The organism is Cellulosimicrobium sp. PMB13 (assembly GCF_051294865.1).
Taxonomy (GTDB): Bacteria; Actinomycetota; Actinomycetes; order Actinomycetales; family Cellulomonadaceae; genus Cellulosimicrobium.
This window is the reverse complement of the sequence record NZ_CP145910.1, coordinates 72,508-90,941: the sequence shown is the minus strand read 5'-3', so window position 1 is coordinate 90,941 and position 18,434 is coordinate 72,508. Positions and strand designations below refer to the sequence as shown.

The 18,434-nt window shown below is 73.7% G+C and carries 15 protein-coding genes, 1 tRNA gene and 1 pseudogene; 8 read left to right on the top strand and 9 right to left on the bottom strand.

The features are described 5' to 3' along the window. Nucleotides 1–2 precede the first annotated feature (2 nt). Nucleotides 3–1,511 (bottom strand): DUF4232 domain-containing protein, encoded by a 1,509-nt coding sequence (locus V5D56_RS00605; protein WP_435737134.1) that lies wholly within the window; start codon nt 1,509–1,511, stop codon nt 3–5. Nucleotides 1,512–1,703: 192 nt separating this feature from the next. Between V5D56_RS00605 and V5D56_RS00600 the strand changes: the two genes are divergently transcribed. The 5 genes and pseudogenes from V5D56_RS00600 (at nt 1,704) to V5D56_RS00580 (ending at nt 7,031) form a co-directional block, all read left to right on the top strand. Beyond that, the gene (locus V5D56_RS00600; protein ID WP_435737133.1) at nt 1,704–2,429 is read left to right on the top strand and encodes a DUF2625 family protein; all 726 of its coding nucleotides are present in this window, start codon (nt 1,704–1,706) and stop codon (nt 2,427–2,429) included. 76 nt (nt 2,430–2,505) lie between these two features. Next, on the top strand, nt 2,506–3,249 hold the full coding sequence (locus tag V5D56_RS00595) for a GntR family transcriptional regulator (protein ID WP_435737132.1): 744 nt from the start codon (nt 2,506–2,508) through the stop codon (nt 3,247–3,249). Between the two features lie 7 nt (nt 3,250–3,256). Then, nucleotides 3,257–4,771 (top strand): annotated as a pseudogene (locus V5D56_RS00590) (MmgE/PrpD family protein); the annotation flags it as partial. Between the two features lie 167 nt (nt 4,772–4,938). After that, on the top strand, nt 4,939–5,856 hold the full coding sequence (gene prpB / locus V5D56_RS00585) for a methylisocitrate lyase (protein WP_435737131.1): 918 nt from the start codon (nt 4,939–4,941) through the stop codon (nt 5,854–5,856). 35 nt (nt 5,857–5,891) lie between these two features. After that, complete coding sequence (locus tag V5D56_RS00580) at nt 5,892–7,031, top strand: bifunctional 2-methylcitrate synthase/citrate synthase (RefSeq protein ID WP_435737130.1); 1,140 nt, start codon at nt 5,892–5,894, stop codon at nt 7,029–7,031. A 497-nt stretch (nt 7,032–7,528) separates the two neighbouring features. Here the strand turns inward: V5D56_RS00580 and V5D56_RS00575 are convergent, their stop codons facing one another. The 5 genes from V5D56_RS00575 to V5D56_RS00555 form a co-directional block, all read right to left on the bottom strand. Next, nucleotides 7,529–8,764, bottom strand: a complete 1,236-nt coding sequence (locus tag V5D56_RS00575) for an NAD(P)/FAD-dependent oxidoreductase (protein WP_435737129.1) — start codon at nt 8,762–8,764, stop codon at nt 7,529–7,531. 34 nt (nt 8,765–8,798) lie between these two features. Beyond that, on the bottom strand, nt 8,799–9,827 hold the full coding sequence (locus tag V5D56_RS00570; protein ID WP_435737128.1) for a Gfo/Idh/MocA family protein: 1,029 nt from the start codon (nt 9,825–9,827) through the stop codon (nt 8,799–8,801). 103 nt (nt 9,828–9,930) lie between these two features. Beyond that, nucleotides 9,931–10,007: transfer RNA gene (locus V5D56_RS00565), tRNA-Pro, on the bottom strand. Between the two features lie 173 nt (nt 10,008–10,180). Beyond that, a complete protein-coding gene (locus tag V5D56_RS00560) occupies nt 10,181–11,116 on the bottom strand; it encodes a metallophosphoesterase (RefSeq protein WP_435738925.1) in 936 nt (311 codons plus the stop codon). Next, complete coding sequence (locus V5D56_RS00555; RefSeq protein ID WP_435737127.1) at nt 11,113–13,455, bottom strand: transglycosylase domain-containing protein; 2,343 nt, start codon at nt 13,453–13,455, stop codon at nt 11,113–11,115. Before V5D56_RS00555 ends, V5D56_RS00560 begins: the two co-directional genes overlap by 4 nt. 190 nt (nt 13,456–13,645) lie before the next feature. Between V5D56_RS00555 and V5D56_RS00550 the strand changes: the two genes are divergently transcribed. Further along, nucleotides 13,646–13,810 carry a hypothetical protein gene (locus V5D56_RS00550; protein WP_021481786.1) on the top strand — a complete coding sequence of 55 codons (165 nt, stop codon included), beginning with the start codon at nt 13,646–13,648 and terminating at the stop codon, nt 13,808–13,810. Further along, nucleotides 13,810–14,307, top strand: a complete 498-nt coding sequence (locus V5D56_RS00545) for a RidA family protein (RefSeq protein ID WP_435737126.1) — start codon at nt 13,810–13,812, stop codon at nt 14,305–14,307. The genes V5D56_RS00550 and V5D56_RS00545 overlap by 1 nt, the downstream gene beginning before the upstream one ends. Nucleotides 14,308–14,876: 569 nt before the next feature. Here the strand turns inward: V5D56_RS00545 and V5D56_RS00540 are convergent. Further along, on the bottom strand, nt 14,877–15,554 hold the full coding sequence (locus V5D56_RS00540; RefSeq protein WP_435737125.1) for a Crp/Fnr family transcriptional regulator: 678 nt from the start codon (nt 15,552–15,554) through the stop codon (nt 14,877–14,879). 186 nt (nt 15,555–15,740) lie between these two features. On the opposite strand from V5D56_RS00540, the gene nth reads away from it, so the two are divergent. Beyond that, complete coding sequence (gene nth, locus V5D56_RS00535; protein ID WP_435738924.1) at nt 15,741–16,415, top strand: endonuclease III; 675 nt, start codon at nt 15,741–15,743, stop codon at nt 16,413–16,415. 48 nt (nt 16,416–16,463) lie between these two features. Here nth and V5D56_RS00530 read toward each other — a convergent pair whose 3' ends face one another. Together V5D56_RS00530 and V5D56_RS00525 are read right to left on the bottom strand one after the other, a co-directional pair. Then, nucleotides 16,464–17,339, bottom strand: a complete 876-nt coding sequence (locus V5D56_RS00530) for an alpha/beta fold hydrolase (protein WP_435737124.1) — start codon at nt 17,337–17,339, stop codon at nt 16,464–16,466. Nucleotides 17,340–17,399: 60 nt separating this feature from the next. Next, on the bottom strand, nt 17,400–18,185 hold the full coding sequence (locus tag V5D56_RS00525) for a winged helix-turn-helix transcriptional regulator (RefSeq protein WP_435737123.1): 786 nt from the start codon (nt 18,183–18,185) through the stop codon (nt 17,400–17,402). Nucleotides 18,186–18,434: the final 249 nt, after the last annotated feature.

The window sequence follows — 18,434 nt, the reverse complement described above, 5'->3', positions numbered from 1 at the left end:
GCTCACGGCTCACCGGGCGGGACCCACGTCGTCCACGGGGTGACGGTGGCGGTCGCGCCGTCGAGCAGGTCGAGGCCGTGCTCGGCGCCGGGGACGTCCGCGAACGGGACCACGCTCTCGGTCGCGCCCGCCACCGCGGCGACGAGCAGGCTCGTCACGAGCGCCGGGCCGTCGGCCGTGGGGCCACCGCGCCACGACAGCGTCGACTGCGCGAGCTCACCGGGCGCGAGCGTGACCGGTGAGCCGACGGCGATCGCGTCGGGCTCGACGAGCACGTCCTGCTCGCCGCCGTCCGAGGCGACGAACCGCAGCCCCGGGCTGCCCGCGAGGACGCACGGGGCGTCGTCGTCGTTGCGCGCCGTGACGGCGAGGAAGCGCCGGCCCAGCGCGGCGTCGAACCACGCGGCGTCGAGCGTCAGGAGGTCGGTGTCGCACGTCGTCCCGTCGGCAGGGAGGCCGGGTACGACGCCGCCGACGTAGCCGGAGGTGACGCTCGCGGCGCCGTCCGACGCGGTGCCGTGCACCTGGTAGCCGAGCGGGCCGGCGTCGTACGTCGCCGCGTCGAGCCACCGTGCGACGGGCGCGAGGTCGCCGGAGCCGAACGCGGACAGCAGCCGGGTGCCCGGCAGCACCGGTCGGCGCGCCTCGTAGAGGACGGTGTCGACGCCCGGCTGCGCCGACGTGCCCGCGACGAGGGCGAGCAGCGCGTCGTCGGGCACGGTCGTGCCGTCCGGCCCCAGGGAGAGGTTCACGCCGTAGCCCGAGGTGCCCATCGCCGTCAGCCCGCGGCCCTCGGCGCGGACCGCCCCCGCCACCGGGACGAGGTCGGCGGGAGCCGCGACCTCCACGGACGCGTGCCCCGGTTCGAGCGCGACGCCGCGCACGCCGTCGACCGCGACGAGCCGGACCGCGTACGCCACGGGGTCGTCGCCGAGGAGGTCCGGCAGCGGGTCACCGGTCGTCTGGTCCGTCCCGCGCGTGCCGCGGGCGCCCGTGCCGTCGACGACCAGGAGCGTCGCGCCCGAGGCCGCGGTCCCGGAGAGGCGCAGCGACCACTCCGCGCCGCCGCGCGAGGCCGCGAGGATCTCGCGGGCCTCGTCGACGGTGCGCTGCGCCGCCTCGGGCGCGGGGAGCGGGGTGTCGAGCGTGATCTCGGCCGAGGCCCCGCTGTACCCGTTGAGCCGCGCGTCCGCGACGCCGGGCAGCGCCGCGAGCAGCGCCGTGGTGTCCTCGACCCAGCGCGTCGGGTCCTGCCCCTGCGGGACGAACCCGGTCGACGTCTCGGTCGACGTCTCGGTCGACGTCGCGGTCGGCGGCGCCTCGCCCGCGGTCGACGTGGCGTGCAGGAGCCCGGGTCCCAGCACGGCGGCCGTGACGGCGAGGCCGAGGCCGACGAGCCCGGCGACGACGGCGACGGTGCCGCGGGTGCCGCGGGGTCCGCGCGGGGGAGGAGGTGCTCCGGCGACGGCGTCGGTGCCGGTCGGGGGAGGCGGGGTGCGCTCGTCGTCCACGGCGCCGACGGTACCGGCGACGGCGGGCCGCGGACGGCCGGGTGACAGGTCTGCGCAGGTCGCGCGCGGAGCCTTCACGGGGCACGGGTGCCCCGGGGAGTTTCAGGGCACGGGCGGACCTCTCGGACACAACGACCAAGATTTCCCATACCAGGATTCACGCACTGCGGCAACACGTGGCATGATCCGGCCATGACAGTGAGGACGGCTGCGGAGCTCGCCGCTGTCGACGACCCCGCGTGGCCGACCCTCGCCCGGATGCTCGGGCGTGCCGGGGTCGACATCGTCCCCGCGCCCGCGTGGTCGCTGGAGGTCCTCTTCCGGCTCCAGGTCACCGTCCGCTCGACCTTGGGAGCGCTCGCACTGCACACCGGGGGAGTCCTGGTGGACGGCGGGTGGCTGCGCATCCTCGGCGGCGGGGGCGCGGGCCTGCCCGACCTCGCGAGCGTCAACGGGCTGGGCGAGCCCGGCGAGGAGAGCGCCGTGCCGTCGGTCCTCGTCGTCGCGTACGACGTCCTGGGCGGGACGTTCGCCATCAACGGCGGCGGTCTCGCCGGTCCGCTGGGGAACGTGCACTGGTTCGCGCCCGACGCCCTCGACTGGGTCGACCTCGGCTTCGGGCAGGCCGCGTTCCTCGAGTGGGCCGTGAGCGGCGGGACGGCCGACTTCTACGGCCGTCTGCGCTGGCCCGGGTGGTATCACGAGATCGGTGCCGTCGGCCTGGACGAAGGGCTGAGCATCTACCCGCCGCTGTGGTCGGAGGAGGGCCGTGACGTCGCGCGCGCCTCCCGGACGGCCGTCCCGCTCGGAGAGCTCGTGAACTGGCACTTCGAGATGGCCGAGCGCATGGCTCCGGTCGACGACGAGATCGACGACATCCCCGCCGGCGGCTACACGGGCTGGACCACGGGCCCCTAGCACCCGTACGCGAGCGTCCGACGCACGACGCCGGTCACTTGTATACAAGTGCGCAACGGTGTGTCACGATGGCGAGGTGACGACGACGCCCGCTCCCGTCGGCCTCGCGGCCGAGCCGCTCGGCGGCGCCCGACGGCAGTCCGGGGCCCGCGCCGTCTACGACCTGCTCCGCACCCGCATCATCGACGGGACCCTCGTCCCCGGCGAGCGGCTCACCGAACCCGTGCTCTCCGCACGGCTCGGCGTCTCCCGGACGCCGGTCCGCGAAGCCGTGCGCATGCTCCAGGCCGAGGCGCTCGTCGTCGAGCTCCCGACCGGAGGCGTGCGCGTCGCGCCGCTCGACCTCGCCGACGCGCGCCGCGTGTACGAGGTCCGCGCGCGGCTCGAGGGTCTGCTCGCCCGGGACGCGTGCCAACGGGCGCGGCCCGGCGACGTCGCCCGCCTCGAGCGCCTCGTGAGCCTCATGGACGCGGTCCGCGACCACGAGGACGAGGTGCTGCGCGTCGGTGCGCAGTTCCACGGCGAGATCGAGGCGCTCGCGGACAACCGCTGGTGCTCCGCCCTGCTGCGGCAGATCCGCGGCCATGTCGACCGGTACCGCACGCTCGCCGCGCGCGGACGCGTGGGCACGACCGACCACGTGGACGAGCACCGCGCCGTCGCCGCAGCCTTCGCCGCCGGCGACCCCGCCGCGGCCGAGGCCGCGATGATCGCCCACATCGACCGCAGCGCCGCCCTCGCCGAGCACGCGCTGCGCGCCACCAACGACACCACCACCGGTCCGGCCACGGACCATCCCGCCACGACCGACGAGAGCTGAGCCAGCGATGCCGTACACCCACCACCTGCGCGTCTACCCCAGCGCCGAGCCGCTCGACCGCACGGACCAGCTCGCGTGGAAGCTCGCCGAGCTCGCGACCGACCCCGTCGAGGTCACGCCCGAGGTCGAGGACATGGTGATCAACCGTGTCCTCGACAACGCCGCGGTCGCGGCCGCGAGCCTGACGCGCGGCCCCGCGGTCGCCGCACGCGGCCAGGCGCTCGCCCACCCCTACACGCCGGGCGCCACCGTCTTCGGGTGCGACCTGACCACCCGCACGAGCCCCGAGTGGGCGGCGTGGGCCAACGGCGTCGCCGTGCGCGAGCTCGACTTCCACGACACCTTCCTCGCCGCGGAGTACTCGCACCCGGGCGACAACATCCCGCCGATCCTCGCGGTGGCGCAGCATGTCGGCGCCACGGGGGCACAGGTCCTGCGCGGCATCGTCACCGGGTACGAGATCCAGGTCGACCTCGTCCGGGCCGTCTCCCTGCACCGGCACAAGATCGACCACGTCGCACACCTCGGGCCGTCCGCCGCGGCGGGGATCGGGACCATGCTCGGCCTGGACACCACCACGGTCTTCCAGGCGATCGGCCAGGCCCTGCACACGACGACCGCCACGCGGCAGTCGCGCAAGGGCCAGATCTCCACGTGGAAGGCGCACGCCCCCGCGTTCGCGGGCAAGGTCGCCGTCGAGGCGGTGGACCGTGCGATGCGCGGCCAGACGTCGCCCGAGCCGATCTACGAGGGCGAGGACGGCGTGGTCGCCTGGCTGCTCGACGGCCCGGACGCGGCGTACGACGTCGTGCTCCCGAGCCCCGGCGAGCCACGCACCGCGATCCTCGACACGTACACCAAGGAGCACTCCGCGGAGTACCAGTCCCAGGCGCTCATCGACCTCGCGCGAGCGCTGCACGACGAGCACCCGTGGCTCGCCGACCCCGCGAACGTCGCGAGCGTCGTCATCCACACGAGCCACCACACCCACTACGTCATCGGCTCCGGCGCGAACGACCCCCAGAAGTACGACCCGACGGCGTCGCGCGAGACGCTCGACCACTCGATCCCGTACATCTTCGCCGTCGCGCTGCAGGACGGCGGCTGGCACCACGTCGACTCGTACGCGCCCGAGCGAGCCGCCCGCCCCGACACGGTCGAGCTGTGGTCGAAGGTCACCACGGCCGAGGACCCCGAGTGGACGCGCCGCTACCACGCGACCGACCCCGCGGAGAAGGCGTTCGGCGGTCGGGTCGAGATCGAGCTGGCCGACGGCGGCCGCCTCGTCCGGGAGATCGCCGTCGCCGACGCGCACCCCCTCGGCGCCCGGCCGTTCGGCCGCGCGCAGTACGTGAAGAAGTTCCGCACGCTCGCCGCCGGTGTCCTCGACGACGCCGAGATCGAGCGCTTCCTCGCCCTCGCCGAGCGGCTGCCCTCGCTCACGGCGGCCGAGGTGCGGGAGCTGACGGTCGTCGCCCGTCCCGGCCTGCTCGACTCCGTGCCCACGCCGACCGGTCTCTTCGAGCTCGGCCGGCCCGACGCCGCGGCGTCGGGCGAGGACGGGCCGTCGCCCGAGGTCCAGGGCGAGGGATTCACGATGCACGACGCGCCCGAGGCCACGGCGCGCCCGGGTGCACCCGGCGAGCCCGCGACGTCGGGCACCGAGACGACCGACGCAGGAGGCGAGTGATGCTGTACAGCCAGGTGACGCCGTCGGACAAGCGACAGGCGTTCCGCGCGGCGCTCGCGGGGGCCCGGAGCACAGGGGAGCCGCTGCGGCTGCCTGGCGCGTTCAACCCGCTCTCCGCGCGGCTGATCCAGGACAAGGGCTTCGAGGGGGTCTACGTCTCCGGGGCCGTCCTGTCCGCCGACCTCGGGCTGCCCGACATCGGCCTCACGACGCTCACCGAGGTCGCCGGGCGCTCGCAGCAGATCGCGCGCGTCACCGACCTGCCCGCGCTCGTCGACGCCGACACGGGCTTCGGCGAGCCGATGAACGTGGCCCGCACGGTCCAGACGCTCGAGGACGCCGGGGTGGCGGGCGCGCACGTCGAGGACCAGGTCAACCCGAAGCGGTGCGGCCACCTCGACGGCAAGGAGGTGGTGGGGCTCGACGAGGCGGCGAAGCGCGTGCGCGCCGCGGTCGACGCGCGGCGCGACCCCGGCTTCCTCGTCATGGCGCGCACCGACGTGCGGGGGACCGTCCCGGGCGACGCCGGGCTGCGCGTCGCGATCGACCGCGCGAAGGCGCTCGTCGACGCCGGGGCGGACGCGATCTTCCCCGAGGCGATGAAGGACCTCGGGGAGTTCGAGGCCGTGGCGTCGGCGGTGGACGTGCCGGTGCTCGCCAACATGACGGAGTTCGGCAAGTCCGAGCTCTTCACGCGGCGACAGCTCGGTGACGCGGGCGTCGCGCTGGTCATCTACCCGGTGACGCTCCTGCGGGTCGCGATGGGCGCGGCCGAGCGCGCGCTCGACGAGATCGCCGAGACCGGGACCCAGGCCGGCCAGGTCGAGGGCATGCAGACGCGCGCTCGCCTCTACGAGCTCCTCGACTACGCCGCCTACAACCAGTTCGACGAGGGCATCTTCACCTACCGACCCTGACGACCACCCGAGCTGCACCACGAAGGAGTGAGCGCATGAGCACCCCCGCCAGCACCATCCCCGCCGACGGGCCCGAGATCCGCAAGGGTCTCGCGGGCGTCGTCGTCGATGTCACGGCCGTCTCGAAGGTCAACCCCGAGACGAACTCCCTGCTGTACCGGGGGTACCCCGTGCAGGACCTCGCCGCGCGCCGCTCCTTCGAGGAGGTCGCGTACCTCCTGTGGCACGGCGACCTCCCGACGCCCGAGCAGCTCGCCGAGCAGACCGCCGTCGAGCGGGCGCACCGCGCCCTCCCGGGCAACGTGCGCAACGCGGTCCTCGAGCTGCCGACGTCGTGCCACCCCATGGACGTGTGCCGCACCGCGGTGTCTCAGCTCGGCGCGCACGACCCCGACGCCGAGGACTCCTCGCCGGAGGCCGAGCAGGCCAAGGCGCTGCGCCTGTGGGCGGCGCTGCCCGCCGTCGTCGCGCTCGACCAGCGCCGACGCCGCGGCCTGCAGCTCGTCGAGCCGCGCGACGACCTGGGCTACGCCGAGAACTTCCTCTGGATGACGTTCGGCGAGGAACCCGACCCCGCCGTGGTGCGCGCGTTCGAGGTGTCGATGGTCCTGTACGCCGAGCACTCGTTCAACGCCTCGACGTTCGCGGCACGTGTCATCACGTCCACCCTCTCCGACCTGCACTCCGCCGTCACGGGCGCGATCGGCGCGCTCAAGGGCCCGCTGCACGGCGGCGCGAACGAGGCCGTCATGGCGACGTTCGCGGAGATCGGTACCGCCGACCGCGCCGCGGCCTGGCTCGACGACGCCCTCGCGAGCAAGCGCAAGATCATGGGGTTCGGCCACCGCGTCTACAAGCACGGCGACTCTCGGGTACCGACGATGCGCGCGACGCTCGACGCGCTCGTCGAGCACTACGACCGGCCCGACCTGCTCGAGCTGTACACCGCGCTGGAGTCCGCGATGACCGAGCGCAAGAACATCCTGCCCAACCTCGACTACCCGGCCGGCCCGGCCTACCACCTCATGGGCTTCGACACCCCGATGTTCACGCCGCTGTTCGTCGCGTCGCGCGTCGTCGGCTGGACCGCGCACGTCATGGAGCAGCGCGCCGCGAACGCGCTCATCCGCCCGCTCAGCGAGTACGTCGGCGAGCCGCAGCGCGACGTGCCCTGAGGCGACCGCCCGACGGCGCGTGGTCACCTCGGGTGTCCGGGTGAGGGGGCGCAGCATCTGGTCGCCCTAGGTGTCGGGGTGGGCGGGGGCGCCGCGTCTACCATCCGCCGCTCGTTCCTCGCGGCTCCCGCCAGACCCACCACGACGCGGCGCCCCCGCCCACCCCTCCCGGCGCCGTCCCACCCTGGTCCTGGCTCGCCGACTCACCCGCCCGTTCCTGCCGGCGCCATCCCTACCGCGCCGCGCCGCGCTACGGCGAGGCACGGGCATGCGTACCCACGGGCCGGGGGAGGACGACCGGAGAGCGGGTGGGGCGACGTCGGATGCGAAGGGCGTCAAGCCGCGCGCGCGAACCTCCGCCCGGACGACCACGGTGACGGCGCGGCAGCCCGAGCACCGACGTCGCCCCTCCCGCGGTCGGGACCAGCGCACCTCCGCACCGACGTCGCGGCTCCCGCGGTCGGGACCGAGGCACCGACCGGACCAGGTGCGGGGCGTCAGCCGACGAACGACTCCAGCTCGGCGCGGTCGACCGGGCCGTCGCGGTGGATGAGGGCCTTGACGTCCTCCATGCGGTCCCACACGTTCACGGCCATACCGGCCTCGACGCGGCCGTCCTTGACCCAGAACGCGACGAGCTCGCGGTCGGCGACCGAGCCGCTGACGACGACGTCGTCGTAGGCGTCGGGGCCCGCGACGAACCCGAGGTACTCCATGCTGACGTCGTACTGGTCGGAGAAGAAGTAGGGCAGCTCGGGGTACGGGTCGGTCGCGCCGAGCATCGCGCGCGCGGCGTGCGGGCCCTGGTTGAGGGCCGTCGCCCAGTGCTCGACCCGGATCGACCGGCCGTACCGGGCGTACGGCACGCTGGCGACGTCTCCGGCGACGAACACGTCCGGGTCGGTGGTCTGGAGGGTCGCCGAGGCGACGACGCCGCCTGTCGCGGAGTCGATCGCGAGGCCCGCGGCCTCCGCCAGCCCGACGTTGGGGACCGCGCCGACGGCGACGAGCACCACGTCGGCGTCGACGTGCGTCCCGTCGGCGAGCGCGACGCCGGTCACGGCGCCCTCGCTGCCCGTGATCGCCGACGCCTGGGCGCGCCGGTGCAGGTGCACCCCGTGCTCGACGTGGAGCTGCCCGTAGAGCTCGCCCATCTCCGGTCCGAGGACCCGCTCGAGCGGGTGTGCCCCGAGGCCGACGACGCTCACGTCCATCCCCGCCGAGCGCGCCGACGCCGCGACCTCCAGGCCGATCCACCCGTCGCCGACGATCGCGAGCCGGCCGGCGCCCTCGCGCGCGGACGCCTCGAACGTCGCGGCGAGCCGCTCGCTGTCCTCGAGCGTGCGCAGCTGGTGCACGCCGTCGAGGTCGATGCCGGGTACGGGGAGGCGTCGCGGCTCGGAGCCCGTGGCGAGCAGCAGCGTGCCGTAGGCGAACGAGCGCCCGTCGGCGAGGGTCACCGTCCGTGCGGCCACATCGACGGCCGTCGCGCTCGCACCCGTGAGCAGCTCGACGTCGTGGTCGGCGTACCACGCCTCGTCGAGCGGGAAGACGGTGTCCCGCCCGACCTCGCCGCGCAGGTAGTCCTTCGAGAGCGGCGGGCGCTCGTACGGCCGGTGCGGCTCGCGCGCGACGATCCGCACCTCGCCGTCGAACCCCTCGTCGCGCAGCGTCTCGACGGCCTTGGCGGCGGCGAGACCACCCCCGACGACGACGATCGTGCCTGCGGCCACGACGACCTCCCTCTCGCGGGCTTCCCGGACGTCCTCAGTCTCTCGCGCGCGTCGCCGGACCGCCCGGCGCACGAGGCGCTGCCGTCACGACCACCGCGCGCCACCGGTCGAGCAGGCGCGCGACGGTGCGTGTGTGCTCCCACGGCATCTCGGGCGCCTCGGTCCTGCCGTCGGCGAGCGCGAGCGACACGGCGTCCGCCTCCGCGGCGAACGGGTCCACGGGCGGTGCGTCGACCACGCGCTCGCGACCTCCGGCCCGCACGACGAAGGATGCCGCCGAGTCGGCCCGGCTGCCGAACGCGTCGTCGAGCCGCAGGGCCCCGGCCGGACCCTCGACGACGGCGGACCGCGGCAGGTCGGCGACGATCGAGCACTCCACGGCGGCCGTGAGCCCGTCGGCAGCGATGGTCGCCGACGCGTGCTCGTCGACGCCCGTCGGGCCGACAGTGCCCGCGACGTCCGTGACGGTGAGCGCGGAGAGGTCTACGCCGGCTGCCGCGGCCACGGCGACGGCGAGCGACACCGGGTAGCCGCCGACGTCGAGGATCGCGCCACCCGCGAGAGCAGGGTCGAACAGCCGCCCCGTCCGCTCCGCGGCCTCGAACCCGAACGCCGAGGTGACGTGGAGGGGAGTGCCGAGCGCGCCGTCGGCGACGGTAGCGTGCAGAGCACGGGCCAAGGGGCCGAACTGGTGCTTGTACGCCTCGACGAACGGCATGCCGGACGCCGCTGCTGCGTCGAGGACGCGGTCGGTCTCGGCGGCGGTCGGCGCCACGGGCTTCTCGCAGAGGACCGCCTTGCCCGCGACGAGCGCTGCCACGGCGAGGTCGGCGTGGGTCGTGTGCACGGTGGAGACGTAGACCGCGTCCACGTCCTCGCGCGCGAGGATCTCCGCGTAGGTGCCGGTCACCGAGGCGCCGTGGGCTCGCGCGAACGCCGCGGCCCTGTCGCGGTCGCTGCTCGCCACGGCGTGGAGCGTCCCGTGCTCCGAGCGCGGCAGCGCCCGGGCGAACCAGCCGCCGATCTGTCCCGGGCCGAGGACCGCCCACCGTGTCGTCCGCATGCGGCGAACGTAGCAGGGGGCCGCACCACGCCCGACGACTGTCCAGCACACATGACGAGAGGCCCTCCGTCCAGCGTTTCCGCTGGCCAGAGGGCCTCTCGACTGGTCGGGGTGACAGGATTTGAACCTGCGACCTCTTCGTCCCGAACGAAGCGCGCTACCAAGCTGCGCCACACCCCGGTTGCCCACCACGCGTCGTCGGGCACTGGGACCAGTGCTCGATGGTCAGGACGGATCCTGACCTTCCGCGGGGGAAGCCTGCCCAGAATAGCCGACGAAGTGCCGTGCGACGAAACCGGGTCCGGGTGACGTGCCCGACGCCGGTCGCTCGCCCGAGGGAGCGGGGCGAGACCTCAGCGGGAGGTCAGCGTGAGGAGCGTCGCCTCGGGCCGGCACGCGAAGCGGAACGGGGCGTACGGGGACGTCCCGGCACCGGCCGACACGTGCAGCCACGTCGACGACTCGCCGCCGTCCTCGTCCGGCCGTGCCCCCGGCCAGCCGTGCAGGCCCTTGGCCCGACCGCGGTCGAGGTCGCAGTTCGTGACGAGGGCGCCGAAGCCCGGGACGCACAGCTGGCCGCCGTGCGTGTGGCCGGCGATGATCACGTCGGACCCGTCGGCGTGCATCTGGTCGAGGACCCGGCGGTAGGGCGCGTGCGTGACGCCCAGGCGCAGGTCGGCGGTCACCGTCCGGGAGAGCTCGGCCTCCGGGAACACGTCTCGGTCCAGGTGCGGGTCGTCGACCCCGACGAGGTCGAGCCGTAACCCGCCGACCTCGACGACGTCGCGCCGGTTCGTGAGGTCCACCCAGCCGGCGTCCCGGAACGCCGCGGACATCTCCGCGGCCGGGAGCGCGCGAGGTGGCTCCGTCCGAGACACCCGCGCGTCCGGGAGGAGGTAGCGCGCCGGGTTCTTCGGGGACGGGGCGTAGTAGTCGTTCGACCCGAGGACGAACAGGCCCGGCGTGGAGTCCAGCAGCGGCGCGAGCGCGTGCAGTAGCGGGTCCAGGGCGTCGACGTGCGCCAGGTTGTCACCCGTGTCGACCACGAGGTCCGGCTCGAGCTCGGCCAGCGACCTGATCCAGTCGATCTTGCGCTGCTGCGTCGGGACCAGGTGCAGGTCGGAGACGTGCAGCACCCGGAGGTCGCGCGCGCTGGGGGGCAGGACCGGGACGGTCACCTCACGCAGCGCGAAGAGCTTCGTCTCGACGTGGGCGTAGGCCAGCGCGCCGACGCCCGCGACGGCGAGAGCCCCGAGTGCTCGCCCGGCGGAGCGCCCGCGGGCGCTCAGTCGTTCCCTCCGCCGCCACCGAGGTCGTCGAGGAAGTCCTCGAGGGTGCCGCGACCCTCGTCGTTCCCGCGGTCACCACGATCATCGCCCCGGTCGCCGCCGTTGCCGTTGCCGCCGTCGGCGTTCGCCGGCGGCTGAGCGCCCTCCTGGGCGGGAGGCGGGGTGTCGCCGCCCTCCGGGGTGGTCGGGGCCGTCGGCGGCGGTGTGGGGGCGTTGACCCGGCCCCAGTCGGGCGCGGCGAACTCGACGGCAGGCTTCCCGGCGAGCGCCTGGTCCATGTAGGCCTTCCAGGTGGGCGCCGCGAGGTCGGAGCCGAACCACCAGCGACGCGAGACGCCGTTGATCGTGAACCCGTCGCGCATCTCGACGTCCGACTCGGCGTTGCCGATCCAGACGGCCGTCGCCACCTGGGGCGTGTAGCCGATGAACCACGTGTGCTTGTTGAGGTTCGCCGTCCCCGTCTTCCCGGCCGACGTCCGGCCCTCGAGCTGCGCCTTCTTGCCCGAGCCCTGCGTCATGACGGACTGGAGGGCGTACGTCACGGTGTTCGCGACCGCGGGGTCGAGCGCGTTCGGGTTGCAGTTCGAGGCCGGCACGGGCAGCTCCGCGCCGTCCGCACCGACGACCTTCGTGATCGCGACGGGGTCGCAGTACGTGCCGCCGCTCGCGAACGTCGCGTACGCGGCCGCCATCTGCAGCGGCGAGGAGTTCTGCGTGCCGATGACCATCGAGGGGTACATCGACACGCCGCCCTCCTGCTCCGCGAGGCGCGACGGCTTGTAGCCGATGGACTCGGCCGTCGCCTTGATGTCGCACAGGCGCAGCTGGCTCTCCATCGACGCGTACGCCGTGTTGATGGAGTTGTACGTCGCCTGCAGGACGGAGATCGTGCCCTTGTTGTCGATGCCGTCGGAGTTGCCGGGACGCCACGGCTTCGTCTCGTTGCGCACGTTGGCGCCGCAGAAGTCGAAGTCGGAGTTGTTCCACGACCGGCTGTTCGCGTTGACGGGCTGGTACAGGCTCCGGCCGCTCTTGAGCCACTCCGCGAGCACGAAGACCTTCCACGTCGACCCGGGCGAGAAGCCGCTCGACGAGCCGTGCGCCTGGTCCACGTTGTAGTTCACCGCGGTCGTGTTCGGTGCCGGCTGCTCCGCGACGTCGTAGTCACGGTTCTGCGCCATCGCGAGGATCTTGCCCGTCCCCGGCTCGACGGACACGATCGCGTCCTCGATGCCGGACGGGTCCTCGGGCGGCACGGCCGCCTTCGCCTGCTGCTCGGCCGCGACCTGCATCGCGGGGTCGAGCGTCGTGTAGATGTCCAGGCCACCCCGGTACAGCAGCGCCTTGCGGTCGTCCTCGGTCTCGCCGAACGCCGGGTCGGAGATCATCACCTTCGTGACGTAGTCGCAGAAGAACGCCGCCCCGCCCGCCGCCTGGCAGCCGACCTCGACCGGCTTCACCTTGAGCGTGTCGGCGAGCGGCGTGGCGCGCGCGGTGTCGTACTCCTCCTTGGAGATGAACCCCTGCTGGTACATCGTCAGCAGCACCGTGTTGCGACGGCTCTGCGACACCTCGGGGTTGCGCGTCGGGTCGTACAGCGACGGCGCCTTCGTGACGCCCGCGATCGTCGCGGCCTCGACCGGGGTCAGGTCCTTCGCGCTCTTGCTGAAGTAGTGCTGTGCCGCGGTCTCGACGCCGTACAGCGACGCGGCGCCGAACTGCGCGATGTTCAGGTACCCCTGGAGGATCTCCTCCTTGGTCATCCGCTTCTCGAGCGAGATCGCGAGCTTCGCCTCCCGGGCCTTGCGGCCGAGCGAGTTCTCCTTCGCCTCCCAGATCCCCATCGTGTCGTCCTCGCGGACCGCCTTCTCGATGAGGACGTTCTTCACGTACTGCTGCGTCAGCGTCGACGCACCCTGCGTGTCCTTCTGCAGGACGTTGTTCACCGCCGCGCGCGGGATGCCCTCGAGGTCGACGCCCCCGTGCTGCCAGAACCGCTTGTCCTCGATCGCGATGACCGCGTTCTGCATCGCCTCCGACACCTGGTCCAGCGGGACGACGATCCGGTTCTCCGTGTAGAACGTCGCGAGCTGGGTCGTGCCGTCGTTGGCGTACACGCGCGACTGCTCCGCCAGCGGCCCGGGCTCGAGGTCTGCGGGCAGCTCGTCGAACACCTCGAGCGCGCTGTCCGTCGCGGTGTTGGCGCCCGCGGCGAGCGGGACCACCAGTCCGGCTGCCAGCACTCCGCCGACGCCGGACACCAGCACGAACGCCAGGAAGAGCGCCACGAGCTGGTACGCGTTGATCTGTCGACCGCGAGGGCGCACAGGGGAAGCCATGGTGCCAACCCTACGGGAGCCCCCGGACCAGAACCCGGCGAGCCGGATCCGGGCGGTGTGCGAGTTGTGTGAGCATCCCGAGGAACCGCCCGCGACGCGACCGTGGGGGCTCCGGGAGGCCCCGCGAGCGGCTCGGCGAGGTGGCGTGGGACACCCCGCGGGCACGACGGCGGGCCGCTACGCTCGCCCCATGGCAACCACCTGGGAGTACGCGACCATCCCCCTGATCATCCACAACACGAAGGCCGTCCTCGACCAGTGGGGCTCCGACGGCTGGGAGCTCGTCCAGGTCGTCACCGGCCCCGACGGCAACGGCCTCGTCGCCTACCTCAAGCGCCCGACCGGGGAGAAGTAGTGGCGGACGGCGCTCCCGCCGCACCCGGCGCCGTCGCCGCACGCCTCGCCGAGTTCGGCATCACGCTGCCCGCCGTCGCAGCGCCCGTCGCGGCCTACGTGCCCGCCGTGCGAACGGGACGGTACGTCTACACGTCCGGGCAGCTCCCGTTCGTCGACGGCGCCCTGCCCGCGACCGGCAAGGTCGGCGACGGCGAGGGCCTCGTCCCGCCCGACGACGCCGCGCACCTCGCGCGCGTCTGCGCGCTCAACGCACTGGCGGCCGTCCACGCTCTCGTCGGGAACCTCGACCAGGTCGTCCGGGTCGTCAAGGTCGTGGGCTTCGTCGCGAGCGACCCGTCGTTCACCGGCCAGCCCGCCGTCATCAACGGCGCGAGCACCGTCCTCGCCGACGTCCTCGGCGACGCGGGCGTCCACGCGCGCAGCGCCGTCGGCGTGACGGTCCTCCCGCTCGACTCCCCGGTCGAGGTCGAGCTGGTCGTGGAGCTCGCGGAGTAGTCGTTCGCCGGTCTCCGGCGTGCGTTCGCGGGGTCCGCGGTGGCGGCGTGCGTTCGCGGGATGGACCGGTGGCGGCGGCGGGTCTACCATCCGCGTCGCTCGTTCCTCGCGCCGCTCCCGCCAGACCCACCACGACCCGCCGCCGCCACCGGTCCACCCCGCTCGGCGTTCGTCTCACCCTCCGCGTCCCCGCATCCGGTCCTTGCGCGCGGTGCCCGACGGCGACGCCCGGCCGGTCCTGTGTCGCGCCACGAGATGCGGGGCGTTGTCGTCAGACCCCGCCCGTGGACGGCAACGAGTCGCATCTCGCGTGACGGCGACGGGTGACACGCTGTGCCGCTATCGAGGCGGCCGGCCGTCGCGCCGTCGACGGGCGCGGCCATGTCAGAAGGTGACGTTCCGACCGGCTTTCGCCCGGCGTCGTGCAGGGTCACGAGGGATGGTGACGTTCCCGACCGACTTTCGCCCCGGCGTCGTGCCTGACCACGGAGCGAAGGCGGGACGGCACCGGAGGGCGCCCCCACCCGCAGCCTCACCCAAGGTGACCGCAAGGACACCAACCAGGACGCTCAGCGCGCGCGGCGCTCCAGGCGGTCCAGGTCGAGCAGGACGACGGCGCGGCCCTCGCGGCGGACCCAGCCTCGCGTCGCGAAGTCGGCGAGGGCCTTGTTGACGGTCTCGCGCGACGCACCGACGAGCTGAGCGAGCTCTTCCTGCGTGAGGTCGTGCGCGACGCGGACGCCCTCGTCGGTGTCCTCGCCGAAGCGGGTGGACAGGTCGAGGAGGGCCTTGGCGACCCGGCCGGGGACGTCGGAGAAGACGAGGTCCGCGAGCGTCTCGTTGGTGCGGCGCAGGCGGCGCGCGAGCGCGTTGAGGAGGTGCTTCGCGACGCTGGGGTGCTTCTCGATCCACTCGACGAGCTGGTCGTGGCCGAGCTCGTAGATCACGGAGTCGGCGACGGAGCTCGCGGTGGCGGTGCGGGGGCCCGGGTCGAACAGGGACAGCTCGCCGAACATCTCGCCGGGGCCGAGGATCGACAGCAGGTTCTCGCGCCCGTCGTTGGAGCGGCGGCCCAGCTTGATCTTGCCGCTCGCGATCACGTACAGGCGGTCGCCCGGCTCGCCCTCGCGGAAGAGCACGTCACCCCGGGAGAGCTCGATCTGCTGCATCGACTCGAAGAGGGTGCGCGTCTCGTCCGGGTCCATCGTCGCGAACAGGGGTGCGGAGAGCACAACGTCGTCGTCCACGCGGGGTGTCCTTCGTCTCGTCCTCGTCATCTTTCAGGCCCAAGTCTGCCCTACCGTGGCAACTCGGGTGTCGGAGGAGCGCGCTACCGTGGCCGTGTGACCGACGCCGAGCAGGTTCCCGTGACAGGTCCGAGCACGTCGTCGCGGACGAGGGCGAGGGGACCGGCGGGCGACGGCGAGTCGCACCTGGGTCTCGTGCGGCGCGCGCGGCGGACCAACCGGGAGCTCGCGCTGACGTACCCCGACGCGCACTGCGAGCTCGACTTCACGACGCCGCTCGAGCTGCTGATCGCCACCGTGCTGTCCGCGCAGACCACGGACAAGCGGGTGAACCTCACGACGCCCGAGCTGTTCGAGACGTACCCGGACGCGGCGGCCTACGCGGCGGCGGACCGGATCGAGCTCGAGGAGATCCTGCGGCCGACGGGCTTCTTCCGGGCGAAGGCACAGTCGGTGATCGGGATCGGGCAGGCGCTCGTCGAGCGGTTCGACGGCGAGGTGCCCGCCCGCCTCGACGACCTCGTGACGCTCCCCGGCGTGGGGCGCAAGACGGCGAACGTCGTGCTGGGCAACGCCTTCGGCATCCCCGGTCTGACGGTCGACACGCACTTCGGGCGGCTCGTGCGTCGCCTCGGCTGGACGGCCGAGGAGGACCCGGTCAAGGTCGAGCAGGTCGTCGACGGGCTGATCGAGAAGTCCGAGTGGACCATGCTGTCGCACCGGCTGATCTTCCACGGCCGGCGCGTGTGCTTCGCGCGCAAGCCGGCGTGCGGGGCGTGCAGCATCGCGCAGTGGTGCCCGTCCTACGGCGTCGGCGAGACGGACCCCGAGAAGGCCGCGGCGCTCGTCAAGACGAGCTGAGGTTCGCACAGCCCCGCCTCGGAGCCTGGGCCGCGACCGGCGTCTGCCTCAGTCGCGTGCGACGCGCGGGAGCCAGTCGAGCAGGAGGTCCGTGACGTCGCCGGGCGCCTCCTCGGGGAGGTAGTGCCCGGCGTCGGGCAGCACCTCGAACCGGAAGTCGCGGGCGAGGGCGGCGCCGTCGGCGTCGGCGAGCTCGCGGCGCAGCAGCCCGTCGCGGCCGCCGTGCACCTGGAGGGTCGGGACGTCGACGGGGCGGCGCAGCGCGTTGAGGAACCGCCGGCCGTCGGGGCGCGGGGTCGAGCGCACCGCCCAGCGCAGGGACTCCATGGCGGTGTGCGCGGCGAACGGGATGCGCATGACGGTGCGGTAGGTGGCGACGACGTCGTCGTCGAAGGCGCGCGCGGCGCCGTCGGCGAGGACGCGGTCCACGAGGTCGCCGGACGTGAGAGCGCGCTCGGGCAGGGTCGGGACCTGGAAGAACGCGAGGTGGCGCCGCGCTGCGGACGTGAGCAGGCGGCGCGAGGACGCGTGCAGGCGCGCGGGGTGCGGTGCGGAGAACGCCGCGACGCCCGCGGTCACGGCGGGCTGGAGAGACGCCATGGCCCACGCGAGGCTCCCGCCGGTGCCGTGGCCCACGACGACGGCGCGACCCGCGCCGAGCGAGCGGATCACGCCGGCGATGTCGCGGGTCCGGGTGGGCGCGTCGTACCCGATCGGCGGCTTGTCAGAGGCGCCGACGCCGCGCAGGTCCATCGCGGCGACGCGGTACCCGGCGGCCGCGAGCGGCTCGACCTGGTCCCGCCACGCCCACCAGAACTGGGGGAACGAGTGGAGGAGGACGACGAGGGGCGGCCCGGGGTCGCGGACCCCGCGGTCCTCGGGCCCGGCGAGCGCGACGTGGAACCGCGCCCCGTTCGCGGGCACGAACTCGTGCCGCCAGGGTCCGTCAGGAAGGGCTGCCCGTGAAGTCGGAGGTGTCAGCCGTCACCCGGACGAACCTACCGGTGCGCCGGCGCCTCCGTCCCGCGAGGTCCCGACCCCGCGGGGCCCGCGAGCCTCGGTGCCCGGGGCGTCGTCGTCGGCCGCCGGGCGGCGGTCCTTGGGCGGGTCGAACCGGTAGCCGACGTTGCGGACCGTCCCGATGAGCTGCTCGTGCTCGGGGCCGAGCTTGGCGCGCAGACGCCGGACGTGGACGTCCACCGTGCGGGTGCCGCCGTAGTAGTCGTAGCCCCACACCTCCTGCAGCAGCTGGGCGCGCGTGAACACACGGCCCGGGTGCTGCACGAGGTACTTGAGGAGCTCGAACTCCTTGTACGTGAGGTCGATGGGGCGGCCGCGCAGGCGTGCGGTGTACCCGCTCGCGTCGATCGCGAGCTCGCCCGCGGAGATCTCCTGCGGCCCGTCGTCCGACGGGCCCTTCGCCGAGCGCTCGATGACGAGCCGCAGCCGCGCCTCGACCTCGGCGGGGTTCGCCGTCTCGAGCAGCAGGTCGTCGGCGCCCCACTCGGCCGTGACCACCGTCAGCCCGCCCTCGGTGAGGACGAGGATCAGCGGCACCGTGAGGCCCGTGGCGTGCAGGAGCCGGCACGTCGTGCGTGCGGCCACGAGGTCGCGCCGCGCGTCGAGCAGGACGACGTCCGAGTCGGGCGCGTCCACGAGCGCGGACGGCTCCATCGGCAGGACGCGGATGCGGTGGGAGAGCAGGCCCAGCGCAGGAAGGACCTCGACGGAACCTCCGGTGGCAGGGGTGAGGATCAGCAGGTCGGCCACTGCTGGCACCTCCTTCCGGGGACGGGACGCGCGTGGCGCCCGCCTCGTCGCGTCTCGTGGTCTCGCAGCCCACCGGCCGGCGCGCTGTCTCGTCTGGTGGCAGGACGTGCTCGGTCCGTGGATGGTTACCGTATCGCGAGGTGGCCCGACGGACGGCGGCGTCTCACCGCGGCGCACCGTGGGAACGCGTGGAACGGCTCGCTCCTCCACGGCCGCGCCCCTCGTCGCGAGCGCTCGTCTGCGACACTC